The organism is Nocardia cyriacigeorgica, from assembly GCF_010868145.1.
In the GTDB taxonomy this organism is placed as follows: Bacteria; Actinomycetota; Actinomycetes; order Mycobacteriales; family Mycobacteriaceae; genus Nocardia; species Nocardia cyriacigeorgica_D.
This window is the reverse complement of the sequence record NZ_JAAGUY010000011.1, coordinates 139,832-165,838: the sequence shown is the minus strand read 5'-3', so window position 1 is coordinate 165,838 and position 26,007 is coordinate 139,832. Positions and strand designations below refer to the sequence as shown.

The 26,007-nt window shown below is 66.8% G+C and carries 24 protein-coding genes and 1 pseudogene; 18 read left to right on the top strand and 7 right to left on the bottom strand.

What is annotated here, in order from left to right:
- Positions 1 to 22 precede the first annotated feature (22 nt).
- Positions 23 to 928, top strand: coding sequence for a biphenyl-2,3-diol 1,2-dioxygenase (bphC, locus tag GV792_RS15655; protein ID WP_163824833.1), 906 nt, complete (start codon positions 23 to 25; stop codon positions 926 to 928).
- 188 nt (positions 929 to 1,116) lie between these two features.
- Positions 1,117 to 1,971, top strand: a complete 855-nt coding sequence (locus GV792_RS15650) for an IclR family transcriptional regulator (RefSeq protein WP_163824832.1) — start codon at positions 1,117 to 1,119, stop codon at positions 1,969 to 1,971.
- Between the two features lie 87 nt (positions 1,972 to 2,058).
- Here GV792_RS15650 and GV792_RS15645 read toward each other — a convergent pair whose 3' ends face one another.
- On the bottom strand, positions 2,059 to 2,688 hold the full coding sequence (locus tag GV792_RS15645) for a PadR family transcriptional regulator (RefSeq protein ID WP_256668651.1): 630 nt from the start codon (positions 2,686 to 2,688) through the stop codon (positions 2,059 to 2,061).
- A gap of 194 nt (positions 2,689 to 2,882) precedes the next feature.
- On the opposite strand from GV792_RS15645, the gene GV792_RS15640 reads away from it, so the two are divergent.
- Positions 2,883 to 3,389, top strand: a complete 507-nt coding sequence (locus GV792_RS15640; RefSeq protein WP_163824831.1) for a flavin reductase family protein — start codon at positions 2,883 to 2,885, stop codon at positions 3,387 to 3,389.
- Positions 3,390 to 3,456: 67 nt separating this feature from the next.
- On the opposite strand, the gene GV792_RS15635 is transcribed toward GV792_RS15640, so the two are convergent.
- Positions 3,457 to 5,088 (bottom strand): flavin-containing monooxygenase, encoded by a 1,632-nt coding sequence (locus GV792_RS15635; protein ID WP_163824830.1) that lies wholly within the window; start codon positions 5,086 to 5,088, stop codon positions 3,457 to 3,459.
- Positions 5,089 to 5,306: 218 nt separating this feature from the next.
- Between GV792_RS15635 and GV792_RS15630 the strand changes: the two genes are divergently transcribed.
- The 6 genes from GV792_RS15630 (at position 5,307) to GV792_RS15605 (ending at position 11,921) form a co-directional block, all read left to right on the top strand.
- Positions 5,307 to 6,842, top strand: coding sequence for an FAD-binding protein (locus tag GV792_RS15630; RefSeq protein WP_163824863.1), 1,536 nt, complete (start codon positions 5,307 to 5,309; stop codon positions 6,840 to 6,842).
- Between the two features lie 106 nt (positions 6,843 to 6,948).
- Positions 6,949 to 7,320, top strand: a complete 372-nt coding sequence (locus GV792_RS15625; protein ID WP_163824829.1) for a nuclear transport factor 2 family protein — start codon at positions 6,949 to 6,951, stop codon at positions 7,318 to 7,320.
- A 30-nt stretch (positions 7,321 to 7,350) separates the two neighbouring features.
- Positions 7,351 to 9,012 (top strand): FAD-binding protein, encoded by a 1,662-nt coding sequence (locus GV792_RS15620; RefSeq protein WP_163824828.1) that lies wholly within the window; start codon positions 7,351 to 7,353, stop codon positions 9,010 to 9,012.
- Between the two features lie 14 nt (positions 9,013 to 9,026).
- Positions 9,027 to 9,284 (top strand): hypothetical protein, encoded by a 258-nt coding sequence (locus GV792_RS15615; RefSeq protein ID WP_163824827.1) that lies wholly within the window; start codon positions 9,027 to 9,029, stop codon positions 9,282 to 9,284.
- Positions 9,285 to 9,308: 24 nt separating this feature from the next.
- Positions 9,309 to 10,100, top strand: a complete 792-nt coding sequence (locus GV792_RS15610; protein ID WP_163824826.1) for an SDR family NAD(P)-dependent oxidoreductase — start codon at positions 9,309 to 9,311, stop codon at positions 10,098 to 10,100.
- A 321-nt stretch (positions 10,101 to 10,421) separates the two neighbouring features.
- On the top strand, positions 10,422 to 11,921 hold the full coding sequence (locus tag GV792_RS15605; protein ID WP_163824825.1) for an MFS transporter: 1,500 nt from the start codon (positions 10,422 to 10,424) through the stop codon (positions 11,919 to 11,921).
- A 61-nt stretch (positions 11,922 to 11,982) separates the two neighbouring features.
- On the opposite strand, the gene GV792_RS15600 is transcribed toward GV792_RS15605, so the two are convergent.
- A complete protein-coding gene (locus GV792_RS15600; protein WP_163824824.1) occupies positions 11,983 to 12,522 on the bottom strand; it encodes a MarR family winged helix-turn-helix transcriptional regulator in 540 nt (179 codons plus the stop codon).
- A gap of 98 nt (positions 12,523 to 12,620) precedes the next feature.
- Between GV792_RS15600 and GV792_RS15595 the strand changes: the two genes are divergently transcribed.
- The 4 genes from GV792_RS15595 (at position 12,621) to GV792_RS15580 (ending at position 16,145) form a co-directional block, all read left to right on the top strand.
- Positions 12,621 to 13,520, top strand: a complete 900-nt coding sequence (locus GV792_RS15595) for an EamA family transporter (protein WP_163824823.1) — start codon at positions 12,621 to 12,623, stop codon at positions 13,518 to 13,520.
- On the top strand, positions 13,517 to 14,122 hold the full coding sequence (locus GV792_RS15590; RefSeq protein ID WP_163824822.1) for an NADPH-dependent FMN reductase: 606 nt from the start codon (positions 13,517 to 13,519) through the stop codon (positions 14,120 to 14,122). Before GV792_RS15595 ends, GV792_RS15590 begins: the two co-directional genes overlap by 4 nt.
- Before the next feature lie 123 nt (positions 14,123 to 14,245).
- Positions 14,246 to 15,100, top strand: a complete 855-nt coding sequence (locus tag GV792_RS15585) for an ATP-grasp domain-containing protein (RefSeq protein ID WP_163824821.1) — start codon at positions 14,246 to 14,248, stop codon at positions 15,098 to 15,100.
- Between the two features lie 181 nt (positions 15,101 to 15,281).
- Positions 15,282 to 16,145: an alpha/beta fold hydrolase gene (locus tag GV792_RS15580; protein WP_163824820.1), complete on the top strand. Its 864-nt coding sequence runs from the start codon at positions 15,282 to 15,284 to the stop codon at positions 16,143 to 16,145.
- 67 nt (positions 16,146 to 16,212) lie between these two features.
- Here the strand turns inward: GV792_RS15580 and GV792_RS15575 are convergent, their stop codons facing one another.
- Positions 16,213 to 17,040, bottom strand: coding sequence for a mycofactocin-coupled SDR family oxidoreductase (locus tag GV792_RS15575; protein ID WP_163824819.1), 828 nt, complete (start codon positions 17,038 to 17,040; stop codon positions 16,213 to 16,215).
- Position 17,041: 1 nt separating this feature from the next.
- Complete coding sequence (locus tag GV792_RS15570; protein ID WP_163824818.1) at positions 17,042 to 17,839, bottom strand: mycofactocin-coupled SDR family oxidoreductase; 798 nt, start codon at positions 17,837 to 17,839, stop codon at positions 17,042 to 17,044.
- 236 nt (positions 17,840 to 18,075) lie between these two features.
- On the opposite strand from GV792_RS15570, the gene GV792_RS15565 reads away from it, so the two are divergent.
- The gene (locus GV792_RS15565) at positions 18,076 to 19,080 is read left to right on the top strand and encodes a ferredoxin--NADP reductase (protein ID WP_163824862.1); all 1,005 of its coding nucleotides are present in this window, start codon (positions 18,076 to 18,078) and stop codon (positions 19,078 to 19,080) included.
- A 76-nt stretch (positions 19,081 to 19,156) separates the two neighbouring features.
- A complete protein-coding gene (locus GV792_RS15560; protein ID WP_163824817.1) occupies positions 19,157 to 20,569 on the top strand; it encodes an MDR family MFS transporter in 1,413 nt (470 codons plus the stop codon).
- 138 nt (positions 20,570 to 20,707) lie between these two features.
- Here GV792_RS15560 and GV792_RS15555 read toward each other — a convergent pair whose 3' ends face one another.
- A complete protein-coding gene (locus GV792_RS15555; RefSeq protein ID WP_163824816.1) occupies positions 20,708 to 21,700 on the bottom strand; it encodes a hypothetical protein in 993 nt (330 codons plus the stop codon).
- A 655-nt stretch (positions 21,701 to 22,355) separates the two neighbouring features.
- On the opposite strand from GV792_RS15555, the gene GV792_RS15550 reads away from it, so the two are divergent.
- A complete protein-coding gene (locus GV792_RS15550; RefSeq protein ID WP_163824815.1) occupies positions 22,356 to 23,369 on the top strand; it encodes a DoxX family protein in 1,014 nt (337 codons plus the stop codon).
- A gap of 299 nt (positions 23,370 to 23,668) precedes the next feature.
- On the opposite strand, the pseudogene GV792_RS30340 reads toward GV792_RS15550, so the two are convergent.
- Positions 23,669 to 23,875: pseudogene (locus GV792_RS30340) on the bottom strand (pirin family protein); the annotation flags it as partial.
- A gap of 220 nt (positions 23,876 to 24,095) precedes the next feature.
- Between GV792_RS30340 and GV792_RS15540 the strand changes: the two are divergent.
- Positions 24,096 to 24,593 carry a DUF3558 family protein gene (locus GV792_RS15540; protein WP_163824814.1) on the top strand — a complete coding sequence of 166 codons (498 nt, stop codon included), beginning with the start codon at positions 24,096 to 24,098 and terminating at the stop codon, positions 24,591 to 24,593.
- Positions 24,594 to 24,756: 163 nt separating this feature from the next.
- The gene (locus GV792_RS15535) at positions 24,757 to 25,977 is read left to right on the top strand and encodes a PucR family transcriptional regulator (protein ID WP_163824813.1); all 1,221 of its coding nucleotides are present in this window, start codon (positions 24,757 to 24,759) and stop codon (positions 25,975 to 25,977) included.
- Positions 25,978 to 26,007 lie beyond the last annotated feature (30 nt).

The window sequence follows — 26,007 nt, the reverse complement described above, 5'->3', positions numbered from 1 at the left end:
AATACCGAGAAGGACAACAGCAATGACTGATATCAAGGGTCTGGGCTACGTCAAGGTCCAGACCAACGACATGGACCGCTGGCGCAAGTTCGCCTTCGAGGTGCTTGGCTTCGCCGAGGGCAGCGGGCCGGACGAGAACGCGCTCTACCTGCGGATGGACGAGCGTGCCGCACGCATGGTCGTCGTACCGGGTGAGTCCGACGAAGTCGTGACCATCGGCTGGGAGGTGCGTGACCACGCCGCCCTGGTGCGGGTGCAGGAGGCGGTGACCGCGGCAGGTATCGCGGTCAAGCCGCTCTCGGTCGAGGAGGCCGACGCGCGTCGGGTCGAGGAGGTCATCACCTTCGAGGATCCGACCGGAGCCACGCTCGAAATCTTCCACGGCGCCGTGCTCGACCACAGCCCGGTGGTGACGCCGTTCGGCGCGAAGTTCGTCACCGGCGCGCAGGGCCTCGGCCACGTCGTGCTGCCGACCATGGACCCCAACGGCGCGTTCGAGTTCTACACCGAGGTACTCGGGTTCCTGCCGCGTGGCGCGTTCCGGATCCCGGCACCGCCGGAGTTCGGCCCGATGCGCGTCCGGTTCATGGGTGTCAACGAGCGTCATCACAGCCTGGCGCTGTGCCCTGCACCGCACGGTGGTGCGCCCGGCCTGGTGCACATCATGGTGGAGGTCGATTCGCTCGACACGGTCGGTCAGGCGCTGGACCGGGTCGTCAAGGACGGTTTCTCCGTCTCGTCGACGCTGGGCCGCCACACCAACGACAAGATGGTCTCGTTCTACGTCCGCGCGCCCGGCGGCTGGGATATCGAATTCGGCACCGAGGGCATGCGCGTCGACGAAAAGTACTACACCGCAGAGGAAATCACGGCGGACAGCTACTGGGGCCACGACTGGTCCGGTAGCGAGCCGCTGGCCGCGATGTAGTCACAACACCTCTCCCCTCCCCGACCCCGGGGTTTCAGTCACCACGGCTGAAACCCCGGGGTCGTTGTGATTTACATCACACCTCCAAATTCATGTGACAGCGACCACAGGGTCATGGTATGAATAGTCATATGCCTAATAGAAATATCCCGTTGGGCATCAGCTCGTAGACCCGCAGGGAGGGCCACATGAATACACAGGCCGACGCCGCTACCCCGAGCGCCGTACTGGACCGCGTCTCGCTGGTCCTCGACGCCTTCGACGGACCGGGCAGGCTCACCCTCGCCCAGATAGTGCGCAGGACCGGGCTACCCCGGTCCTCGGCGCATCGCATGCTCGAACGGCTGGTGCAATTGCGCTGGCTGCGCCGCGAGGGCCGCGACTACGAGCTGGGTATCCGCCTGGTGGAACTGGGCTCGCTCGCCGTGCACCAGGACCGGCTGCATCGCGCGGCGATGCCGTTCCTGCACGAGCTCTACCGCGCCACCGGCTTCGTGGTGCACCTGGCCGTCCTCGATGGGCCCGATGTGGTCTACCTGGAGAAGATCGGCGGCCGCATGGCGGCGGCGGTGCCCACCCGGGTCGGCGCCCGCAGGCCCGCGCACTGTACCGGCGTGGGCAAGGCGATCCTCGCCTACTCCGACGAGGAGCGTATTTCCGCGCTCGGCTCTGGCCTGCTCAGCCGCAGCACCAAGTTCTCCATCGCCAACAGGACGCAGCTGCGTACCGAACTGGACAAGGTCCGGGCCCATGGCATCGCCCATGAGCGCGAGGAGTCACTGCCCGGCTTCGGATGCGTCGCCGCGCCCATCGGCAATATCGGCGAGGCCGTCGCGGCGGTCTCGGTGTGCGGCCCGGTGGATCGGATGAACTTCGACTACCGCCTCACCGCGCCGGTGCGCACCACCGCGCTTGGCATCTGGCGCAATATCGAGGATGGGATGTCGCGGGTGCATCCGACGCTGCAGCAGTCGCGCCCGCTGCGTGGTGGTCCGGCGTTGCGCACCCCCGCCGCCGCACCCCGGCCGCTGGAGTACGTCTAGTTCCGGACTCGCGGTTGATACCGCGCGGCCCTCGGCCACCGGCTTCGGATGCCCGACACATCCGGACCGGTGGCCGAGCTGTGTGCGCTAGCCTTCGGCTTCCTCGAGCCCCGCGTCGGCTTCCTGGACCCGCTGCTCGACTTCACGCCAGCGGCCGGGCGTCGGATGCGGGTACTCCGACTTGTCGTCGTGCTCGGCCTTCACCAGAATCGAGTCGGCCGCGTCGATCTCATCGATCAATTCCTGGGCGAGATCGCGTTCGGCCGCGTAATGCCGCTCGGCCCACTGCAGCACGATCTGCGAGTATGCCCAGCCGGGTTCGGCTTTGGCCGCGGCGGAATCGATGGCGGCACGCTTGCGCAGCCGATCGATGTCGTCGATGTGGTCGCGCAGGATCTCTTTGAGCCGGTCCGGGGAACTCAGGTGCCCGAACATGATCCGCAGCATCACGTGATGCTTCAGCACCGGCTTGTCGACCGGCGCTTCATTGCACCAGAGGGTGACCGCAGCGCGGCCCTCGTCGGTGATCCGATACAGCCTGCGTCCACGCATGGCGTTGTCGCTGTCGACCCGTGAGGTCGCGTATCCGTGCCGCTCGAGTTTCTTCAGCTCCGAGTAGATCTGGCTGTGCGAGGGGCTCCAGTAGAAGTACCGGATACTCCAATCGGCCCACTTCTTCAGGTCGTAGCCCGAGATCTCTTCCTCATAGGAGAGCATGGCGAGCACGGCCCAACTGGTCGGGGGAAGATTGACCAGGCCGATTTCCGGTTCACTTGATGCCACCGGCAAATGCTAGCAACCAGGCAAATCACCCGTCCCCGCCGAACTACCGCTCACCGGGACGTCGCATTGAGACAGCACCCGGCACACTCGATGCTGGAGTTCGACAGATCTTCGGGAGGACCCCACGTATGAGTGCAGACAACATCGTCATCGAACCGGGCTGCCCAGGGCCGGCCGCTTTACGCAAGGTGCTCGGGCACTTCGCCACCGGTGTCGCGGTGATCGCCGCGCACGACGGCACGCGACCGCTCGGCTTCACCTGTCAGTCGGTGGTGTCGGTGTCGCTGGATCCGCCGTTCGTGTCGTTCTGCCCCGCCAAGAGCTCCACCAGCTGGCCGCTGCTGCGGTCGGCCGGTTCGCTGTGCATCAGTGTGCTCGCCCACGACCAGCGCGAGATCTGCCGCCAGTTCGCGGTCAGCGGCGGCGACAAATTCGCGGGCATCGACTGGACGCACGGCAATAACGGTGCGCCGGCGATCACCGGAGCGCTGGCCCATATCGAGGCCTCGCTCGAATTCGAGCACGAGGCGGGCGACCATACGATCGCGCTCGCCCGCGTCACCGAGCTGGCCGCCGACGAGGGCGGACGGCCGCTGCTGTTCTTCAAGGGCGCCTTCGGCGGTTTCACCGACTGAGTCCACAGAAACGAAACGGGTGGTTGTTCCGGCAGGACCGGTACAACCACCCGTTTCGTTTTATCGGTCAGTCCGCGATGACCTCGAAGCCCTTGTACTCGGCGGCGGCCACCTCGGCGATGATCTCGCCATAGACCCCGAAACCGCCGACGAACGGCATGAATACCCGCGGCTTACCCGGCACGTTGGCACCCAGGTACCAGGAGTTCGCGGTCGGCATGAGGGTGCCCGCGGCGCGTTCGGCGCATTCGGCCACCCAGGCCGCCACCGCGTCGGGCCGAGCCTCCAGCGCGCTCGCACCGTTGCGGTCGAGGTAGTCGATGGCGTCGGCCACCCAGTCGACATGCAGTTCCGAATGCAGCACCATGTTCGCCAGTACTGACGGGCTGCCGGGACCGGTCAGGTTGAACAGGTTCGGGAAGCCTGCGACACCCAGTCCGAGATAGGTTTTCGGGCCTTCCTGCCAGGCCTCGTTGAGGGTGCGGCCGTCGCGGCCGACGATGTTGAGCCGCGCCACCGAGCCGGTCATGGCGTCGAACCCGGTGGCGAGCACCAAGGCGTCGAGCGGGTAGTGCGCGTCGGTGGTGTGCACACCATCGGCGTCGATCCGTTCGATCGGGGTGGCCCGCAGGTTCACCAGCTCGACGTTGTCGCGGTTGTAGGTCTGGTAGTAGTTCGTGTCGGTGCAGATCCGCTTGGTGCCGATCGGATGATCGTTCGGGATGAGCAGTTCGGCGACCGCGGGATCGTCGATCTCCGCGCGCACCTTCTCCTCCCAGAACAGCCGGGCGGTGTCGTTGGCCTCGGGGGTCACCATCTGGTCCGGGAAGGTCTTGCTGAACAGCACACCGCCGAGCTCCCAGCGCTTCTGGTAGGCCTCACGCAGTTCCTGCTCGGATACCTCGAGCGCGGATTTCGGGTGCGGCAGATGCGGTGAGCCACCGCCGCTGACCATGGACAGCCTGCGACGCTCGGCGTAGTTCGCCTTCTGCTCGGCGCGGGTCGACTCGTCAAGGGGCACGTTGCCCGCGGGCACGCTGTAGTTGGGGGTCCGCTGGAACACATGCAGCTGCTCGGCCTGTTCGGCAATGCATGGAATGGCTTGGATCCCCGACGATCCCGTGCCGATGACGCCAACCCGCTGACCGGTGAAATCGACGCCCTCATGGGGCCAATGCGAGGTGTGCAGCACCGGACCGTCGAACGATGCCAACCCGTCGATGGCCGGGGTGTTCGCATTCGACAGCGGGCCAACCGCCAACACGACGAAACGCGTCGAGACCACAGTCCCGGTATCGGTACGCACCTGCCAGCGCAGCGTCGACTCGTCGAGCACGGTGTCGGTGACGCGCGCGCCGAATTCGATATCACGGCGCAGATCGAAGCGGTCGGCAACGTGCTCGAGATAGGCGAGGATCTCCGGCTGGGTGGCGTACTTCTCGCTCCAGTTCCATTCCTGTTGCAGCGCCTCGTCGAAGGAGTACGAGTAGTCGACGCTCTCGACATCGCAGCGCGCACCGGGGTAGCGGTTCCAGTACCACACCCCGCCCACGCCATCGGCGGCCTCGAACACGCGCACGGACAGACCCTGCGAGCGGAACTTGTGCAGTGCGTAGAGCCCGGCGATACCCGCGCCGACGACCACCACGTCGACGCTGGTCGGGACGGTCTCTGCGGACGTTGGCGTCTCGGCGTTCACGTGCCTACCTTTCGATGGAATCCAGTTCTCCCCGCGACGCTAAGGACTCGGCATACCTCTCGAGCAGGTCTTCTCCCGCTGACCGGCACGTTCACCGCCGGGGCGACACGTTCCCGGTGACCGGGAGAGACGCACACCGCGGGCAGTTGTTCGACATAGCGTCGACGGTGAGCAAGAGCACAGGAGGACAGGCAGTGGCAGACCCGAAGGCCCACACAGTGGTGGACTGGAACGACGAGGTGGACGTGCTGGTCGCGGGTTCGGGCGGCGGCCTGGCCGGCGCCTACACCGCGGCCCGCGAAGGGCTGACCGTCGCGGTGGTCGAAGCGACCGACAAGTTCGGCGGCACGACCGCGTATTCCGGGGGCGGAGGCGTGTGGTTCCCGTGCAATCCGGTGCTGCGCCGCGCGGGCACCGATGACACCATCGACGACGCGCTGACCTATTACCACGCCGTCGTCGGTGACCGGACGCCGCGCGAGCTACAGGACACCTACGTCCGCCGCGGCAGCGACCTCATCGAATACCTCGAGGCCGACGACCATTTCGCGTTCGAGATGCTGCCCTGGCCGGACTATTTCGGGAAGGCTCCCAAGGCCAGGCTCGACGGGCAGCGCCACACCATGCCCACCCCGCTGCCCGCATCGGCGCTCGGCGAGATGCGTGAGCAGTTGCGCGGGCCGCTCGACACCGATCGGCTCGGCGCGCCGCTGCCGGACATGCTGATCGGCGGTCAGGCGTTGATCGGGCGGTTCCTGCTCGCACTGTCGTCGTACCCGGACGTCCGGCTCTACCGCAACACCGCGCTGGTCGAGCTGGTGGTCGAGGACGGCGCTGTCATCGGCGCGATCACCGAGCGCGACGGGCAACCGTTCGCGATCCGGGCGCGCAAGGGCGTGATCCTCGCGGCGGGCGGTTTCGAGCAGAACGACGAGCTGCGCAGGCACTACGGCGTGCCAGGCCAGGCCCGCGACACCATGGGTCCGTGGGGCAACCTCGGTAAGGCACACCAGGCGGGTATCGCCGCGGGAGCGGATACCGATCTGATGGATCAGGCCTGGTGGTCGCCGGGTCTCACGCATCCGGACGGCCGGTCGGCGTTCGCGCTGTGGTTCACCGGCGGCATCTTCGTCGATCAGAGCGGCGAGCGATTCGTCAACGAATCCGCACCCTACGACCGGCTCGGGCGCGACATCATCAGCAAGCTCGACGATGGTTCGGCCACACTCCCCTACTGGATGATCTACGACGACAAAGAGGGCGAGGTGCCGCCGATCAAGGCCACCAACGTCTCGATGGTCGAGCCGGAGAAGTACGTGGCCGCCGGGTTGTGGCACACCGCCGACACGCTCCCGGAGCTGGCCGCGAAGATCGGTGTGCCCGCCGAGCAGCTGGTGGCGACCGTGCAGCGGTTCAACTCCTTCGTCGACACCGGCGTCGATCCGGACTTCGGGCGCGGCGACGAGGCCTACGATCGCGCGTTCTCCGGCGGTGAACCGCCGCTCGTCTCGATCGATCAGGGCCCCTTCCATGCGGCAGCGTTCGGCATCTCCGATCTCGGCACCAAGGGTGGTCTGCGCACCGACAGCGCGGCAAGGGTGCTCGGACGCGACGGCGAGCCGATTCCCGGCCTGTACGCGGCGGGCAACACCATGGCGGCCGTCAGCGGCACCGTCTACCCGGGCGGCGGCAACCCGATCGGCGCATCGATGCTGTTCAGCCATCTCGCCGTGCGCGATCTGCTCGGCAACTGATCCGATTCGCGGCGCTTCCCACTGGTCGGGAAGCGCCGCGGTCGACCGCAGCGGCACGTGGTTGCGTTCAGCCACACCACCGCCAAGAACACTCGGAGGAGCCTCGATGGCCACACCAGATGACATCCGCTCGGCGATTCGCCGCTATCTCGACACCGTCGCCAACGGGTCCGCGTCCGATATCGCGGCCCTGTACGCCGAGGACGCCACCGTCGAGGATCCCGTCGGCACACCGCCGCACGTCGGCCGGGCCGCGATCGAAAAGTTCTACAGCGCACTGGCCTCGGTGCGCGTCAGCACCGAACTGAACAACGTCCGCGTCGCGGGCGACAGCGCCGCATTCGGTTTCCGCGTGGTCACCGACACCGGCGACCAGACCATCATCATCGAACCCATCGATGTCATGACCTTCGACGAGAACGCACAGATCACCAGCATGCGCGCATTCTGGTCGCAGGACGACATCAGCTTCGGCTGAGCCTGCCGAGTGCAGCGGAAAGAGACGAACGTGCCTGCAGCCGAACAACACTGGGACCACGAGGTCGACTTTCTTGTCGTCGGTAGCGGCGCAGGCGGGCTCACCGCCGCGCTGGCCGCCGCCGATCGCGGCGGCGACACCCTCGTCATCGAGAAGGCGGCGGTCTACGGCGGCAGCACCGCGCTATCGGGCGGCGGGATCTGGGTGCCGAACAATCCGACGCTGCTGCGGGAGGGGCTCGGCGACACCCGCTCCGATGTCCGCGCCTACCTCGACGCCGTCGTCGGTGACCGGGTCCCGTCGCAGAACCTCGACCGGTTCATCGACGAGGGTCCGCGGATGCTCGAGTTCCTGGAGACCAGCCCGCACCTGCGATTCCAGTGGTGCACCGGCTATTCCGACTACCATCCCGAGGCGCCCGGCGGCCGGCCTGCGGGGCGCTCCATCGAACCATTGCCGGTCGATCTCAAACAGCTCGGCGACGACGAAGATCTGCTCCGGCCCGCCGCACTGGCGACGCCGCCCGGGCTGTTCATCACGTCGAAGGACTTCGTCCAGCTCAACATGGTGACGCGCACCTGGAAGGCACGCTGGACCGCCTTGCTCACCGGACTGCGCGCGGTCAAGGCGATCCTGCTGCGCCGCCATATGGACACCCTGGGCCGGGCTCTCATCGCCCGGTTGCGGCTGGCGCTGCGCGATGCCGGGGTCCCGCTCTGGCTCGACACCCCGATGCGGTCGCTGATCACCGATGAAGCAGGCGCCGTGATCGGCGTGGTCGCCGAACGCGAGGGCCGCGAGCTCCGGATCCGCGCCCGCAACGGCATCATGCTGGCCACCGGCGGATTCGAATACAACCAGGCCATGCGCAAGCAGTACCTGCCCGAAGGCGGACGCGACAATTTCAGCGCCGCCTCCGCCGACAACACCGGTGACGGCATCGTCGCGGGGGAACGTGTCGGAGCCGCGGTGGATCTGATGGACGACGCCTGGTGGATGCCGTCGTTCCAGCGCCCCGACGGCATCAATCAGGTGCTGGTGTCGGAGCGGTCGATTCCGCGCTCGATCATTGTCGACCGCGCGGGCGAGCGATTCACCAACGAGGCCTCGCCGTACGTCACGTTCGTGCACGCACAGCTGGCCGGCGGTCATGAACCGGCCTGGCTGATCTTCGATGCCAAGGCCAAGAGCCGCTACCCCATCGGCGGCATCATGCCCGGTCAGAAGTTCCCGAAGCCGTGGCTGGACAGCGGTCTGATCCGCACGGCAGGCACCGTCGACGATCTGGCCGCCGCGATCGAGGTCCCGGTCGAAGCGCTGCGGGAGACGATGCGGCGATACAACGATTTCGCCCGCGACGGCCGCGACGCCGATTTCGACCGTGGTGTGAGCGCCTACGACACCTACTACGGTGACCCCACCCTGCCGCAGCCCGCGCTGGACGTCCTGGACAAGGCGCCCTACTACGCGCTGCGGGTGCGTATCGGCGATCTCGGCACCAAGGGCGGTCTGGTCTACAACGCGAACGCGCAGGTGTTGCGCGACGACGGCTCGGTCATCGAGGGGCTCTACGCCACCGGCAATACCTCGGCGGCCGTCATGGGCAATGACTATGCAGGTGCGGGCGCCACCATCGGCCCCGCGATGGTCTTCGGCTACGTCGGCGCCCGGCACGCCGCGGGCATACGCTGACAAGGAGGATCGAGATGCAGGCGATACAGTGCGGCACATGCGGTAACCGCGTCCTGGTTGAGAAGTTCAGTCCGAGCCACACCAGCGTGCAATGGCTCGACGAGGCCGAGTCGTCGTGCCCGGAATTCGCGCGCCGCGCGGCGCTCGGTGAGCACAGCAAATGGATTCCGACCTGCGCGGCGCTACGCGATTCGATCGAACGTGCCGTCAGCGCCGGCGCGCTGGCCACCGACGAACTGCGACACGAACCGGTTCCGGGCCGGATCGGCTGACCCACCACACGACGAGGAGAACTCATGAAGCGATTGGAAGGCCACCGCACCCTGGTGACGGGCGCGGCGTCGGGTATCGGGCAGGCCACTGCCCTGCGGCTGCTCGATGAAGGAGCCGTAGTGGTCGCCGCGGACGTGTCCGCCGACGGCCTCGCGGCGACCCAGGAGGGCGCCGGAGAGCGCGGCACCGCGGACCGCCTGACGACTCTCACCATGGATATCGGCACCGAACGGTCGGTCGTCGACGGCGTCCGGACCGCGGTGGAGACCCTCGGCGGCCTGGATTCGGTGGTGAACGCCGCGGGCATCCTGCGCGCCTCGCACACCGATCAGACCGGCTTGGATCTGTGGAACCAGATCATCGGCGTGAACCTCACCGGAACGTTCCTCGTGGTTCGCGAATCGTTGCCCGCACTGCTGGCGAATCCGCGCGCGACGATCGTCAACTTCAGTTCCACCTCAGCGGCTTTCGCCCATCCCTATATGGCGGCCTACGCCGCGAGCAAGGGCGGCATCCAGTCGTTCACCCACGCCTTGGCACTCGAATTCGGCGGCAAGGGGCTGCGGGCGGTGTGCGTGGCGCCGGGCAGCATCAAGTCCGGGATCACCGAGGCTACCGGGGGATACGTGCCGGCCGATGCGGACTGGTCGTTGTTCGCGAAGCTGTCGCCGGTGCTGCCGACCGAGCTCACCTCCAATGGCGCCGGAATGGGTGATCCGACCGCCGTAGCCGGCGTGATCGCCATGCTGGTCTCCGAGGACGGCGCGTTCATCACCGGAACCGAGATCCGTATCGACGGAGGTACGCACGCCTGAGCCGAACTCCCGCGCTGATCTCGTAACGCCGCCCTGCGGAACGGGATCCGGCGGCTGGGTGCACGCATTACGAAGCCCCCGTGGACATCACTGTCCACGGGGGCTTGGCGTTTCGCGCTGGGAGCGCGAGTTCCAACAATGTGATACACGAGGAAATCGCTGATCATCAATAGTTTTCACATCAGCAACATGCCTATCAGGCATATTTGTCTCCCATTGGGTGGGATTCCCGGTCCTGCGACACGCCCGGAGAAAGTGTGATGTCGGTTACGCATTCCGAATCGATCGGCGAATGCGAGGACCATCCCGAAAGGACCGCTCATGGTCTCTCCTACCTCTCCACCCGATACCGCACAGCGCTGGACCCCACGGCTGATCTTCTCGCTCGCCTCGATCGTGCTGCTTCTGGAAATGCTCGCGGTGAGCTACATGATGATCTCCACGGCACTGCCGTCGATCGCCGCGCACTACCAGACCACACAGGGCGCCTGGCTGTTGACGTCGTTCCTGCTCGTCGGTGCCGTCACCGCGCCGCTGATCGGCAAGTTGGCGGATATGTACGGCAAGCGCAAAGCCCTGCTCGGGTGCGTCGCCGTGGCCGCGGTGGGATCGTTCATCTCGGCGATCGCGGGCAGCTACGCCGTCCTCATCGCGGGCCGCGCACTGACCGGCCTGCTGGTCCCCTGCCTGTTCCTGAGCTATTCGCTGATCCGGGACGTGTTCCCCGCGAAGACGATCGCACTGGCCGTGAGTATCGCGACCAGCGGTATGGGCCTGATCGCGATTCCCGCGCCGTTCCTCACCGGCTGGCTGATCGACGACTTCGGGTTCCGCAGCATCTTCTGGTTCTTCGTCATCGGGCTCGCAGTGCTGGGTGCGCTGATCTTCCTCACCACCTCCGAATCGCCGGTGCGGCTGCGTTCTCGGATCGATCTACTCGGAGCGGTCCTGCTGGGTGGCGGTATCGCTGGCGTGCTCATCGCGGTGAGCTTCGGCCCGACCTGGGGCTGGCGCGACGGATCGACCCTGGCCTACCTGGCCGGTGGCGTGGTGCTGCTGCTGGCATGGCTGGCGACCGCGCGGATGATCCGGGAACCGCTGATCGACCTCGAGGTACTCGGCAATCGTCCGGTGCTGCTGACCACGATCGGCGCCGGACTCTGCTACGGATCCAGCGGCCTGTTCACCATCCTGCTGCCGATGCTGGCCATGACACCGGCCGTGCTCGGCCTCGACTACGGGTTCGGCGTCACCGCGGAGGGTTTCGCGATCTTCCAGGCCCCGGTCGGCCTGATGGTGGTGGTCGGTGGTGTGCTCGTCGGCCTGCTCGTCGGCCGCGGCGACGTCCGGCCCCGCATCCTGATGACCTGCGGCATGCTGCTGATGGCCGTCGGATTCACGCTGACCGCCGCCGTGCACGACAGCAAGCCGCTGCTCATCATCTTCGCGGGCATCTTCGGCACCGGCATGGGCATGGCCTACGCGGCCATCCCGAACCTGCTGATCGAAGCGGTACCGCCACAACTGCAGGCCAGCACGGCGAGCATCGTCGGTGTCTCGCAGAGCGTGTTCCCCGCCGTGTTGCCGGTTATCGCCTTCACGGTCATGAACAACTCCTACATCGCGCCGATCCCACCGGAAATGACCCAGGGAGCGGTGTTCTACCTCGACCGCGGCTTCACGATCGCGTTCCTGATCGGTGCCGCGGCCGCGGTCATCGGCGCAGTGGTCGCGGCTGCGCTGCCGCGCCGGATCGTCCAGCTGTCCGCGCCGAGCAAGGTGGCGGACTCCGGGGAGGAAGGACTGGTGTTCGCTCACTGAGTCTCCTGTTCCGGGCCGGTCGCGCAGCTGTGCGCGGCCGGCTCGGTCGTTCCCGCAGCTGTCAGGCCGTCTCGGCAGGCGTGCCCGTGGCCCGGGCACGGTCGAGCCGATCGCCGAAATGCTCGAGCAGGCGCCGAAGTTCGTCGGTGAAGCGCTGGTACTCGGCCGGTTCGTAGTCCGGGAGCAATCGCGCCTCGTTGGCGAGGTGGAGGCGGAAGACCCGGTCGACGATCTCGACCCCGTGTGCGGTCAGGCGTACGCGCACCGAGCGGCGGTCGTGCGGATCTCGGACCCGCTCGACCAGGCCCTTGGCTTCCATCCGGTCGATGCGGTTGGTGACCGTCCCCGACGTGATCATCGCCGCCTCCAGCAGAGCGCCAGGGGTCAACTCGTACGGCGGGCCGGATCGGCGCAGCGTGGTGAGGACATCGAACTCCCATACCTCCAGGCCGTGCTCGGCATAGAGATCCTTCAACGCGCGGTCGAGGATGCGCGCCAGCCGCTGCACCCGTCCCACGATCGCCACTGGCCACAGCTGATCTGCGATTTCCGGCGCTTCCTGACACCAGAGATCCATGATCACGTCGACGGTATCCGCCACATCTCCTCCTTATCTCGATGTCGAGAGACTTGACATCAACATTGTTCCCTGATTTTATCTCGATGTCGAGATTATCTGATTGGAGGGGAGGACGCGACATGGTCACCACCGCAGAACCGAAGCCCGGGGCACCTACTCGCGAACCAGCGCCGCTGCGCGACCTGTTACTCACTGTGATCGCACCCGCGAGCTTCGGAACCGTCTACGTCGCGACAACTTTGCTGCTGCCGCCCGATCGGCCCCTGCTCGCCGGCGCCATGCGCGCGCTGCCTGCGGGGCTGCTCATCCTGGCGTTCACCCGAACGCTGCCGAGCGGGGCGTGGTGGCCGAAGACGATCGCGCTCGCGACACTCAATATCGGCGCGTTCTTCCCGCTGCTGTTCTTCGCCGCCTACCGGCTGCCCGGCGGAATCGCCGCCACCCTCGGAGCGCTACAGCCGCTCATCGTCGCGGCACTGGCACTGCCACTCCTGAAGACCCGCACGCCACGATCAATGCTGATGGCGAGCGTCGTGGTCGCGGGCGGAGTCGCACTGATGACGACAACCGCCGCCACTGCGCCGGACCCGATCGGCATCGCCGCGATGCTCGCCGCGGTCTGGTTGATGGCCCTGGCGATCGTGCTCGGAAAGAAATGGGGCTCACCGGTTCCGCCGCTGACCATGACCGGATGGCAGCTCACCATCGGCGGACTCGCCCTCGCCCCGCTGACCCTCGTCGTCGAAGGGCTGCCCTCGACCTTCACCGCCGCGAACCTGATCGGCTTCGCCTACGTCGGGCTCATCGGAACCGCACTCGCCTACACCCTGTGGTTTCGCGGAGTACAGCGCCTCGCCCCCACCTCGGTATCACTGCTGTCGACCACAAACCCACTCGTCGCCACCCTGGCCGGATTCCTCTTCCTCGGCCAAGCCCTCACCCCATGGCAGATCACCGGATTCACCATCGCCCTCGTCGCCCTCGTCGCGGGCCAATCCATGAACAGGAGCTCCACATGACCACCCCGGCAAAGGAATACCGCGTTCTCGCTCTCTCGGGCAGCCTGCGCGCCGGCTCGTACAACACCGCACTACTGCGCGCGGCCGACAAGCTCAATCCCGGACCACTGACGATTCAGATCTACCCCGATCTCGGTGACCTGCCGTTGTACAGCCAAGACCTCGAACAAGATCCGCCGACCGCCGTGCGCGAGCTGCACCGCCACATCGTCGCGGCCGACGGATTGTTGCTCGCGACACCCGAGCACAACGCGTCGATACCGGCCGCGTTGAAGAACGCGATCGACTGGATGAGCCGCATGCCCGACGGTGCGGGCATGGCAGGCAAGCCAGTTGCCGTGGCGGGCGCCTCACCCGGCGCACTGGGAGCGGTGCGCGCCCAGCTGGCTCTGCGCCAAATCCTGGGTAGCGTCGGCGCCGAGGTTCTGGCCAAGCCGGAGGTCGTTGTCTTCCGCGCGCACGAACGGTTCGACACCGACGGCGCCCTTACCGACGAGTTCACCCAGAACCTGCTGGTAGACCTCTTGGCCGAACTGGCAGAGCGAATCGAACGCAGCGCCTCGGCCCGAGCACGCCGTGACGCCGCGCTTGCGAGAACCTGACGCGCCACAACGGTATACGCGAAAACGCCGGCCTCACGGTGGACGCGAGGCCGGCGTTCACGCGTGCCCGGATCACCGAAAAGCAGGAGAGCTCCCGCATCAGCCGATGCGACAGTGCGACCCGTGCTGCTCCTGGTTCCCAGCTCTGTCCTGCGCCCCGGCCGACCCGATGAACATTTCGTGGCCGAGGCCGCGGCCGCGCGTGAGCTGGGGATCGGCGTCGAGCTGGTGAATCATGATGCGCTCACCCACCCGGGCGGCGCCGATGCGGCGGTGCGCCGCGTCCAGGGGGAAGGGCCGGCCGTCTACCGCGGCTGGATGCTCCGGAGTACCGAGTATCAGGAATTCGACGATGCCCTGCGCCGGCGCGGCGTGACACTCGCTACCAGTCACGAGCAGTACCGGCGGGCCCACGAATTGCCCGGCTGGTACGCCGATCTCGCCGACCTGACCCCACGCTCGTCGTGGATGGTCGGGGGCGAGCGGGCGGACTTCACCGAAGCCTGCCGAGTCCTCGGCCCCGGCGCAGCGGTGCTGCGCGATTACACGAAATCGCTGAAACACCACTGGGATGAGACCGCGTTCATTCCAGAACTGACCGACGAGGACGCCGCCTGGTCCATTGCCGACAGGTTCCGCGAACTACGCGGCACCGATATGACCGGCGGCTACGTCATCCGCCGATTCGAAACCTTCACCTCAGCCGAAGTCCGCACCTGGTGGATCCACGGCACCTGCCACCTCACCGGACCCCACCCGGATACGCCGAACGACCTGCCAGGCACACCAGTCGATACCTCTGCGGCAGCCCCTCTCATCGCAGGGCTCGGCCTACCATTCGTCACCGCCGACTTCATCCAGCGCGCCGACGGGCAGTGGCGGATCGTCGAACTCGGTGACGGACAGGTCAGCGATCGACCGGCCACCGTGCCGCCGGAGCAGCTGATCGATGCGCTCCACACCCACATCGGCGTCTGAGCCGCACCGAACCGAACAGGCGGGCATCGGCGTCTGCGGCGATCTCTACCGCGAGATCACACGGTTCGCCTCTGATTTCTTCGCCGGCGCGAGGGCTGTGCCCGCTCACCGGAACAGCGGCACTGGGATCGCGTGCGCAAATGGCAACGTGGGGGCGAACGACTGAGATGGAGGTTGGGCGATGACATCGGACCTGAGCTATGAGGGCACGCTCCGGGAGGTTCGTACCGATTCCGGGGTGCTGCGCTATCACGAGGCCGGTGAGGGTCCCCCGCTGCTGCTTCTGCACGGATCCGGGCCGGGCGTGACCGGGTGGCGGAACTTTCGTGGGAACCTTGGGGTGTTCGCGGAGAATTTTCGGTGTCTGATCCTGGAGTTTCCCGGGTTCGGGGTCAGCGATGACTTCGGCGGACATCCGATGGTCACCGCCTTGGAGGCGGTGATCGAGTTCGTCGATGCGCTCGGACTGGATCGAGTCGACATCATCGGTAACTCGATGGGCGGCGGGGTCGCGCTGAACTACGCGATCGCGCACCCGGACAAAGTGGGCAAGCTGGTCACCATCGGTGGCATCGGAAAGAACATCTTCAGCCCTGGACCGGGTGAGGGCATCAAACTGCTGCAGGAGTTCACCGAGAACCCCACCCGCGCGCGACTCGCCGAATGGCTGCATTCGATGGTCTACGACTCCTCGATGGTCACCGATGAGCTGATCGAGGAACGCTGGACCCAGGCCACCGATCCAGAGACCCTCGACAGCGCCCGCCGGATGTACAGCAAGGCCGCGTTCACGGCAATGGTGCGGGCCATGGAGGCATCCGACGCTCCCCCGCCGTGGGCGATGCTGCACAAGGTCAAGGCGCCGACACTACTGACCTGGGGACGCGACGACCGCGTGAGTCCGCTGGATATGGCATTGATCCCGATGCGAACGATTCCGCGCGCGGAGTTGCACGTGTTCCCCAACTGCGGGCATTGGGCGATGATCGAGCAGAAAGATGCGTTCGAGTCGGCGGTGCGTGCATTCCTGCTGCGTAAGGACTGAATCGGGCATCCACACGACATTCGGCTCCACACCAATGGTGTGGAGCCGAATGTCGTTGGTAGAACTGCTACCGCTGCGTGCTACCCGCGTCCACCGGCAAGGTGACCGCGGTGATGTAGCGCGCCTCATCGGAGGCGAGGAACAGCGACGCGTTGGCGATATCGATCGGCTCCACCCACGGGATCGAGAGCATGTTCATCGTCATGGCAGCTTCGGCGAACTCCGCACGCGTCGGGTGTTCGCGATCGGGGCGGAATACCCTGCGCACCATATCGTTCTGAATCATCGGCGTATCGACGTTGGTCGGATGCACCGAATTGACCCGCACCTGATGCGGTGCCAGTTCCTTGGCCAGGGAACGCATCAGGCCCACCACGCCGTGCTTGGCGGCCGTGTAATGCGCGACGCCCACCAGGCCTCGCAGTCCGGCGATCGAGCTGGTGAGGATCATCGACCCGCTGCCGCGCTCGATGAGGTGTGGCGTGGCCGCCTTGCAGGTCTGCCAGACTCCGGTGAGGTTGACGTCGAGCATCGTCTGCCAGGCGGCTTCGCTCAGCTCCAATGCCGGTGCGCTGGAGGTGATACCCGCGGTGGCGCAGACGATGTCGAGGCCGCCGAGTTCGGACACCGCAGCATCGGTCGCCGCCCGCAACGCCTCACCGTCACGCACGTCGACGGTCGCCGTGACGACCTTTCCGCCGACCGCTTCGACGGCTCTCGCGGTCTCCGCCAAATCGTCCGGGGTTGCCGGCGGAATGATCACCGTGTCCACCGCCGCGCAGATATCGAGCGCGATGATGTCGGCGCCCTCCTCGGCCATCCGTACGGCCTGAGCGCGTCCGATGCCCCGCGCCGCGCCGGTGACCAGCGCTACCTTGCCTGAAACTCGTCCCATGTCACACCTTCTGAGTCAGTCCGGCATCGACGACGAGCTGGGTTCCCGTGACATAACGGGACTCGTCGGATGCGAGAAACACCACCGCATTGCTGACATCGACGGGGTCGACCCACGGCACGGGCAGCAGATTGCGTTGTGCGAGCGCCTCGGCCGCGTCTTCCTCGGTCGGGTTCGCCAGATCCGGGCGCAGCTTCCCGAAAACGCTCTCGTTCAGAATCATGGGCGTCCGGACCGAACCCGGATGCACCGTGTTCACCCGAATTCCCAGCGGGCCCATCTCGTTGGCGAGCGTGCGGGCCAGGCCGACCACGGCATGTTTGCTGGCGGAATAGTGCGCCGAACCCGCACCACCCTTGAGGCCATTGGTCGAGCTGACGATGACGATCGACGCACCCGTCGGCAAATAGGACGCGCCGGCACGAACGGTGTGCCAGACACCGGTGAGATTGATGTCGAGTGTGCGCTGCCAGGCGGCGTCGGTCAGCTCCCAGGACGGGCCGAGATCGGCATAGATTCCGGCATTGGCGACGATCACGTCGAGGCGGCCCAACCGCTGCGCGCCTTCGGCGACCGCGGCATCGAGCGACTTCTGGTCACATACATCGGCGAATCCGGTGACACATCGGCGGCCGAGCGCCTCGACCTCCTTTGCCGTGACGGCTAGACCGTCGGCCGATCCGGCCAGATCCAAGGCGATGACGTCGGCGCCTTCTTCGGCCAGCCTGCGGCAGTGGGTGCGGCCCATCCCGCTCGCTGCGCCGGTGACCAACGCGACCTTGTCCTGCATGCGTTTCATGGGGTGCTCCCGGGAAATCGACTGCTCACCGGCGTGACGGTAGGGCGGCGCTGACCGCTGTGACATGCGGCGTCCCGGTGAGCGGGCCATCCTCGGCAGCGTCCCGGCCATCGGGAACGGCGCCCCTCGGACCTGCGCGGATCGGCGAATATTGCCGTCGGCGCCAACGTTCGTGACCGCAGGAGGATGAAGTGACATCGGCGACTGTTGACCTACCCCGCAGCTCGCGTGCGGTGATGCTGCGTGTGGCCGAGGTGATCGAGGAAACCGCCGACGCTCGGTCGCTGGTATTCGCGATCCCCGCCGACGCCACAGACCGCTTCCGGTACCGACCGGGACAGTTCCTGACCTTGCGCATACCGAGCGAACAGACCGGGTCGGTGGCTCGCTGCTATTCGCTGGCGAGCTCGCCCTTCACCGGCGGTGCGCCGAAGGTGACCGTCAAGCGCACACAGGGCGGCTACGGTTCGAACTGGTTGTGCGACAACGTCTCTGTCGGCGACACGATCGAAGTGCTGCCACCGTCGGGCACGTTCACCCCGGAGTCCCTCGACACCGATTTCCTGCTGTGGGCGGCGGGCAGCGGCATCACCCCGGTGATGTCGATTCTGCGTTCCGCACTGGCCGAGGGCGAAGGCCGGGTCGTGCTGTACTACGCCAACCGGGACCAGGATTCGGTGATCTTCGCTGACGAACTGCGCGAACTCGTGGAGCGCCACCCGACGCGGTTGACGGTGGTGCACCGGCTGGAAACGCTGCAGGGTCTGCCGACACCCGCGCAGCTGGCGGCGTTCGCCGAGCCGTTCGGAGCGTACGAATCATTCATCTGCGGTCCCGGACCGTTCATGACCGCGGTGAGCGACGCGCTGACCGGGGCCGGATGGCCGCGCGAGCGAGTGCGCACCGAGGTGTTCACTTCGCTGTCGGGCGACCCGTTCGCCGATATCGACGACATCGCCGAGGATGAGGATTCGGCCAGTGTCGCGGTGGAGTTGGATGGTGACGTGCACCAGATGGACTGGCCGCGCTCCCGGACCCTGGTCGACGTCATGCTGTCCAAGGGCCTCGATGTGCCGTATTCGTGCCGGGAAGGTGAATGTGGTTCGTGCGCGTGCACCGTCGTCGAGGGTGAGGTGGACATGCCGCCGAGCGCAATCCTCGACGAGGAGGATATCGCGGCGGGCTACATCCTGGGCTGTCAGGCGCGCCCGCGCACCGACCAGCTGAAGATTCGGTTCTGATGGGCCCATGCGGAATTTTCTTGCAGTGGCAGCGTTCGTTCGAGATGGTTACTCGAACGAACGATAGGGGCCGCCGATGGTGACCGACACAGCAGAATCAGCGGTAGGCCTGCGTTCCGAACGAGGCGCCGTACTCGGTTCTCTGATGCTGGCCACCTCGCTGGTCGCGCTCGACTCGACCATCATCGCGACCGCAGTTCTCACCATCACCGAAAGCCTCGGCGGGTTTGCCCAGTTCCCGTGGCTGTTCTCCATCTACTTGCTGGCGCAGGCGGTGACGGTGCCGATTTACGGCAAGCTCTCCGACATCGTGGGTCGTAAACCGGTGATTCTGTTCGGGATCGCCGTCTTCGCGCTCGGGTCGCTGCTGTGTGGCCTGGCCGGCAGCATGCTCGGGTTGATCATCTTCCGAGCGATCCAGGGCGTTGGCGCTGGTGCCATCCAGCCGATGACGATGACCATCGCAGGCGACCTCTACAACCTGGCCGAACGCGCCAAGGTGCAGGGCTATCTGGCGAGTGTGTGGGCGATATCGTCGGTGGCGGGTCCGCTATTGGGCGGTGTGTTCGCCGAATACATCGGGTGGCGGTGGATCTTCCTGATCAATATCCCCATCTCGGCGTTGGCGGGCTGGATGCTGCTGCGCAACTTCACCGAGACCGCGCCGCGGCGACAGCAGCGCGTGGACTACCTGGGCGCCACGCTGCTCACGGTCGGTGCGGGAGCGCTGATCCTCGGACTGCTCGAGGGCGGACAGGCCTGGGCGTGGCAGTCACCGGCGAGCATCGCGATCTTCGCCGGTGGTGCCGCGGTGCTCGGGTTGTTCGTGCTGGTCCAGCGCCGCGCCGCACATCCGATCCTGCCTCTGTGGCTGTTCACGCGGCGGGTGGTGGTGGCCAGCAGTGCCGTGTCGTTGATGGTCGGGGCACTGCTGCTCGGGTTGACCTCCTACGTGCCGACCTTCGCGCAAGGAGTCTTGGGTACGGGTGCCCTGGTGGCCGGGCTGACGGTCGGCGCGCTCACTCTCGGCTGGCCGCTGGCGGCCTCGCAAGCCGGGCGGGTATATCTACGGCTCGGTTTCCGCGCGACCGCGTTGATCGGCAGCATCCTCGCGGCCGTCGGCGCGGCCTCGACGCTGCTGATCGGTGCGCAGAGCCCGCTGTGGCAGGTCGCCGCATCGTGTTTCGTGATCGGAACCGGAATGGGCCTGGTCGCGACACCGACGCTGATTGCCGCGCAGACCAGTGCCGACTGGAACGAACGGGGTGTGGTCACCTCGGCGAACATGTTCGCCCGATCGCTGGGCAGCGCGGTGGGTGTGGCGGTTTTCGGCGCAATCGTCAATGCTCGCATCGGTGATACCGACAGCCCGGCGCCGGACACGCTGGCCGCGGCGGTGCATCTGGTGTTCATCGCCGTGGTGGTGATAACGGTGCTGACGGTGATCGCGTGCGCCATGATGCCGCGGCGGACGGGCGACAAGCTCTGAGGAGAGCCTCGACGCCGTAGTGAACATCGTCGCGCCCTCACATTGCGACGTCGTGGGGTCACGCCATGGCGCCGAGCCGAACCGGTGCCGACGTACCGTGGCGTCACGGGGAAATCCCGCGACGCCACGGTGCATGCGTCACGACTCGGCGCGCTCGGCCGTCAATACCTCAACGCGTTCGGCGGCGTCGAACTCGATCACCTGCCGGACCCGGGAATCTGCGATCGGGCCGAGGTCGACCACCACCACGCCGGCGGAGTGCTCGACCGATTCCACCACCGCGTCCAGGACGACGCCATCAGCGGAGGCGACGCGGATGTGGTCGCCCACCATGAGCGTGTCGGCGCGGACGCCGCCCTCGGTGTCGCGGGGGCCGTAGATACCGCAGTATGTGCGGCCCGCCATATCGCCGACGCCGCGCTGGGCGATGGTCCACCACACAGGTGCGGCGCTGTCGCCGGCGTTGCGGCGGTGCCAGCGCAATACCCGGTCCCGGCCCGCTTCGGCAGCGGCGCGGGATTCGTACACGGACACATGCCTTTTCACCGGCGCGCTACGCGGGCGGACTGTGCCCTCGGCACCGTCGACGACGAGAACCCAACTGGCGGAGGTGTCCTGATCGCGGGCGGCGCGCACTCGTTTGGCCAGCGCATGGCCCGGTGTCGCGCCGAGCCGGTCGGCGACCTCGGCCAGGCTTTCGGCCAGGCCAAGCGCCCGCAGGAACTCCGCGACCGAGAGCTCCGAGGTGTGCAGGCGCTGGGCCAGCACCGGCATCGGGGTGCGATCGCCCCACGCCTCGCGCGCGGTGTGCTCGTCATCGGTCAGCCACAGCACCGACGCGCTGTGCTGATGATGCTCGACCACCACCGACCACCAATCCCACTCCGGCTCCGCGGCCATCCGATCCTGGAACCAGCCAGCCCGATCATTCGCGCGCACCCTCTCACCTGGGGGAACGACATTGCGCAATGCCGCCTGCACCGCCGACGGCGTGCGCCCCAACTCTGCTGCGATCTCCCGCAACCCGATTCCGGCCCGCACCCGGGCCGCGAGCAATCGGAACTCCGATTCCCGCCACGAAGCACCATGTTGGCGCGGCGGCACCAGCCGATCGTGTCCGTTGAATTGCATGGACAGAACCCCCGTTCCATCAGGTGTCGACGCCGGATCCCGCACCCACGGTCCAGGTCCTTGGCCGACTGTTTCGTACCCCATCAGAATAGTCGGTAGGTCTGACAGAAACGGCGCCTGTGAGCACGTAATAGACTGGCCCAGAACACCTTCCGCATGCAGGGCAAACTTGCAGCATCGTCTCATCTGTCCCCCGGCACCGCACACGGCCGAGGGTCGCCGACCTCCTCACGTCGATCGCCGCGCCCGAACCGACCCACCGGGGACAGCGCCCCTATCTCCACATCTGTGCCTTCGCTGCCAGGGCCGGGTTCGTGACCGCGACCGATCGCGGCGCTCATCGAACGCTTACCGCACTGCCGAGTCCGCCACACTGTCTCGAAGGGGCGGCGGCAGGTAGTGACGTAGGCGCATCACACTCTGACTTCCGGCCGCGCGTCGGTATACGGGCCAACGCCCGCGAACACCCGCCGATTCGGCTCGGTCATAGCGGGTATACGCGGTGGTACGGTCGGATTCACCTGGTAGGCGGGCCGACGACATCGTCGCATGACCCCGTTGCCGGTCCGCGACGACCCGTTGCCGCGGCTTCGCTCGAGTTCGACCGCACGACCCTCACGGCCGATCGACACTCTCGAAGAAAGGGGTTCCCATCATGCTGATCCGTAGGCTCGCCCGACCACTGCTGGCGAGTGCCTTCGTCGTGGACGGCGTCGACACCCTCATGCATCCGGAGCCCCGGGTGAAAACGGCGTCGGCGGTGGTGCAGAAGGGCCAGCAGTCGCTCCCGTCGGATATGGCAGAGAAGCTGCCGAACAATCCGAGTGTGCTGGTCAAGGCGACCGCGGTGACGCAGGTCGCCGGTGGTGCGATGCTCGCGCTCGGCAAGGCACCGCGGCTGGCGGCGCTGGCGCTGGCCGCGACCGTGGTCCCGGCCACCGTTACCCAGCAGGACTTCTGGGCCGAATCCGACCCCGATCGCAGGGCCGCGAAACGGACCGCATTCCTCAAGGACGTCAGTTTGCTCGGCGGCCTGATGATCGCCAGCGCCGACACCGCGGGCAAGCCGTCGCTGGGTTGGCGCGGACGACGGGCGGCGAAGGGTGCGGCTGCCGCCGTCGGTGCGGCACTACCGTTCGGCGCGTCGTCTCAGGACGGCAGTGGTGAGGCGCTACGGCACCAACTCGAACACACGGCCGAGCGTGGACGTGAGTTCGCCGGTGTGGCGGCGACCAAGGGCGCCGCGTTGGCCGAAACCGCCCAGGAACGAGCGCCGGAATGGGCCGAAACGGCGCGCCATCGTGGCGCCGAGCTGGCCGAGGCAGCCAGGCACCGTGCGGCCGCGTTGGCCGAGGCGGCACATCATCGCAGCAGCGCACTGGCCGAGACCGCGCAACAGCACGGTCCGGAATGGGTCGAACTCGCGACATCACGCGGCTCCGAATTCGCCGATGTCGCCAAGCATCGAGGAGCAGAGCTCGCCGAGGTGGCCAGGCACCGTGGTGCGGAATGGGCCGAAACCGCCCGGCATCGCGCTGCGGAACTGGCGGCCACCGCTCATGAACAGGGTGCGCACCTGGCCGACGCCGGGGCCAAGGCAGCCGAGTCCGCTCGTGAACGGCTCGAGCCGCCCAAGCGTCAGCGTGGAATCTGGCGTAGATCTCGATAGGCGACTGTGCCGGGGCCATCCCGATGCGGGCTCCCGGTTCCCACCTGCCGTGCACCACGGCGACACACAACTGCTCGCGCACCACAGCGCCAACCGTCCGCTCACCGACCGAACCCCACGAATCGCGGACGATCGTGGCAGGCGGCCGCGGTCAGCCGCCGCTCACACAAGCCCCGCGTGCATCTCCCAGATCAGTAGCTCCGCGGGTTCGGCGGCGGTGACGCGGTGTCCGCCGGTGGCGGTCAGGCGGACGGCGTCACCCTGCGCGAGGGTGCCGTGACCTTCGAAATCGACGCGGCCCAGGTCAGAATATCCATATCGCGGTGCTGGTGGGTATCGAAGCCCTCACCTGCGCCGACGGTGTCCTCGTTGTGCATCATGAGCAGTCCGTGGGCGTTGGCTTCGAGGTCGAAATTGCCGGTCGCCGGGAACGACTGCCTGGAGTCGAGCCATTCGTTCCACCAGTGGGCGCGTTCGCCCGATGGGATGACACGCACCCGCGGCATCGGCTTCGTCATCACGGCCTCCTCGATCACCACTGCTCACTGGTTCCAATTTCGATTACTTCGCCGATATTCCGGTGCCACTCCGCCAGAGCCTTGCGTCATCGTGCCGAACATGCATATGGCGCATCCGTTGTTGCAGGATCAATCTCGCACTGCGGGCACCTGTGAACCTGCACAAGCGAGCTGTGCGGGGTGCCCCGTGCTGGTTAGCATCCGCGCCATGATTCGACTGGCGGCGGTACTGATCAGCGCGGGCATCCTCGCGACGGGATGCGGTGCGGAGGAGGCCGACACCCCGGCGGCGCCCTCCTGGGATCCGTGCACGGTCTCCGACCAGTTGATCACCGAGGCGGGATTCGCCGCCGGTTCCAAGCGCAAGGACGTCGCCGCGGGTGCCGGCGAGTCGTGGACCGGATGCGGTTGGAGCAGCGCCGATACCGCCGTGCGCATCTTGTTCGCCGAGGACACCGCGCTGTCGCGACTCCGCGACGAGCCGGGCATCACCGAGCCCACCGACACCACCGTCGCCGAACGGCCCGCCCTGCGCTTCCACAGCTCCGGCGGCGACCCGGCCACCAGCTGCTCGCTCGCACTCGGCACCGCCGACGGCGGGGTGGTGCGGATCCGGGTGGATCGCAGCGCCACCCCCGGCGGGGGGTCGACCTGTACCAGGGTCGAGCGGATCACCACCATCCTCGCACCGGCCCTACCAGGCTGAGCCGGTCACCGACAGGACGAGGGCACGCACCTGTGACGGCTCACAAACAATGTCGTTCATCGACCCGTGCCCGCCCAATCCACTCGCAAAACTCCCCGATTGCAGTGACGGGCTGGCTAGCGTGTTACCGCACAGTCGCAATCGGGGGGTAGAAGGAGTCACTATGGCCGTCGACAGCGCGATGCGAGCAGCACTCACGGTTTCCGGGCAGCCGATGTCGGCGCCACTGCAGGATGTTCGCAGCCTATCGCGGCAGATGGTCGGCCACTTCGTGGAGAACGTGGTGCCGTGCGGCACCCTGCCGGGCGATGCCATCTACGGCGATGTCACCACCATCACCCGCGTATGTCTCGAGCTCGCGGTGAGTATGCTCGACGGGCGCGATATCCCGGAGAAGACCCGTCGCCTGGAGAACGCCGCCGCGGGTTGGGCGCGCGAGGGCGTGCCCATCGACACGATCCATCACGCCATCCACGAGGGATTCAAGCTCGGCTTCGATCTGGTGGTGTCGAACGCCTCGGTCACCGACTACTCGAATCTGGTCGACGGCGCCAAGCTCGTAGTGGAGATGCTGGACCGGATGACCTCGGCGATCTCCATGGCCTACGTGCGTGAGCTGCGGGCGGTCGTCAGCGAACACCACACGGCGGTGCACACTCTCACCTCCGCGCTCCTCGGCGGGCACAGCACCTCAACGATGGCGCGCGAATGCGGTATCGAGATCGCCGAGTCCTACACGGTGCTGGCCATGGCGATTCCCGCCCACCCCGACGAGGCCGACGCGACACTGAACAGCAAGGTCGTGGCGCGGCGCAAGCTGCGGCGGGTGCAGGCCGAACTGGCGACCCGCTGTGGAGAACGCGCGCTGTCGCTGCTGAGCGTCGACGGCGGCACGATCCTCATTCCGAGTACGACGTTCTCCGATGACGAACTCGACGAGCTCGTCACGCAATTGTCGCGTGCGGCGCAGGTGCCCATCACCGCCGCGGTGGTGGAATCGCCGACGGCGAAGATTCCCGGCGCCGCCGACCAGGCGCACGAACTGCTGGACATGGTGCAGCGGCTGCGCTGCGTGCGTGGGCTGTACCGGTTCGACGATATGGCCCTGGAATATCAGCTCACCAGACCGGGGCCGGGCCGGGAATACCTCGGCTCACTGCTCGACCCCCTCGACGGCCACCCGGAACTGCTGGAGACGCTGCAACGCCATATCTCCAACAACCTCAACCGTCAGCGCACCGCCAGAGTCATGCATATCCACACCAACACCATCGACTACCGGCTCAAGCGGATCGCCCAGCTCACCGGCTTCGATCCGACCCAACCGTCGGGACTGTGGTATTTACGTTCGGCTCTGGTGGCCCGCACTTACCGTTCGTCCTGACTCTCCGTCGAGCAGCCCGGTGACAACCCC

Coding starts and splice junctions, on each gene's coding strand:
- GV792_RS15570 (WP_163824818.1), bottom strand. CDS start 17,839: ATGAAACGCATGCAGGACAAGGTCGCGTTGGTCACCGGCGCAGCGAGC.
- GV792_RS15625 (WP_163824829.1), top strand. CDS start 6,949: ATGGCCACACCAGATGACATCCGCTCGGCGATTCGCCGCTATCTCGAC.
- GV792_RS15575 (WP_163824819.1), bottom strand. CDS start 17,040: ATGGGACGAGTTTCAGGCAAGGTAGCGCTGGTCACCGGCGCGGCGCGG.
- GV792_RS15560 (WP_163824817.1), top strand. CDS start 19,157: ATGGTGACCGACACAGCAGAATCAGCGGTAGGCCTGCGTTCCGAACGA.
- GV792_RS15645 (WP_256668651.1), bottom strand. CDS start 2,688: ATGCTCTCCTATGAGGAAGAGATCTCGGGCTACGACCTGAAGAAGTGG.
- GV792_RS15555 (WP_163824816.1), bottom strand. CDS start 21,700: ATGCAATTCAACGGACACGATCGGCTGGTGCCGCCGCGCCAACATGGT.
- GV792_RS15540 (WP_163824814.1), top strand. CDS start 24,096: ATGATTCGACTGGCGGCGGTACTGATCAGCGCGGGCATCCTCGCGACG.
- GV792_RS15590 (WP_163824822.1), top strand. CDS start 13,517: ATGACCACCCCGGCAAAGGAATACCGCGTTCTCGCTCTCTCGGGCAGC.
- GV792_RS15610 (WP_163824826.1), top strand. CDS start 9,309: ATGAAGCGATTGGAAGGCCACCGCACCCTGGTGACGGGCGCGGCGTCG.
- GV792_RS15565 (WP_163824862.1), top strand. CDS start 18,076: ATGCTGCGTGTGGCCGAGGTGATCGAGGAAACCGCCGACGCTCGGTCG.
- GV792_RS15605 (WP_163824825.1), top strand. CDS start 10,422: ATGGTCTCTCCTACCTCTCCACCCGATACCGCACAGCGCTGGACCCCA.
- GV792_RS15595 (WP_163824823.1), top strand. CDS start 12,621: ATGGTCACCACCGCAGAACCGAAGCCCGGGGCACCTACTCGCGAACCA.
- GV792_RS15550 (WP_163824815.1), top strand. CDS start 22,356: ATGCTGATCCGTAGGCTCGCCCGACCACTGCTGGCGAGTGCCTTCGTC.
- GV792_RS15580 (WP_163824820.1), top strand. CDS start 15,282: ATGACATCGGACCTGAGCTATGAGGGCACGCTCCGGGAGGTTCGTACC.
- GV792_RS15640 (WP_163824831.1), top strand. CDS start 2,883: ATGAGTGCAGACAACATCGTCATCGAACCGGGCTGCCCAGGGCCGGCC.
- GV792_RS15615 (WP_163824827.1), top strand. CDS start 9,027: ATGCAGGCGATACAGTGCGGCACATGCGGTAACCGCGTCCTGGTTGAG.
- GV792_RS15535 (WP_163824813.1), top strand. CDS start 24,757: ATGGCCGTCGACAGCGCGATGCGAGCAGCACTCACGGTTTCCGGGCAG.
- bphC (WP_163824833.1), top strand. CDS start 23: ATGACTGATATCAAGGGTCTGGGCTACGTCAAGGTCCAGACCAACGAC.
- GV792_RS15650 (WP_163824832.1), top strand. CDS start 1,117: ATGAATACACAGGCCGACGCCGCTACCCCGAGCGCCGTACTGGACCGC.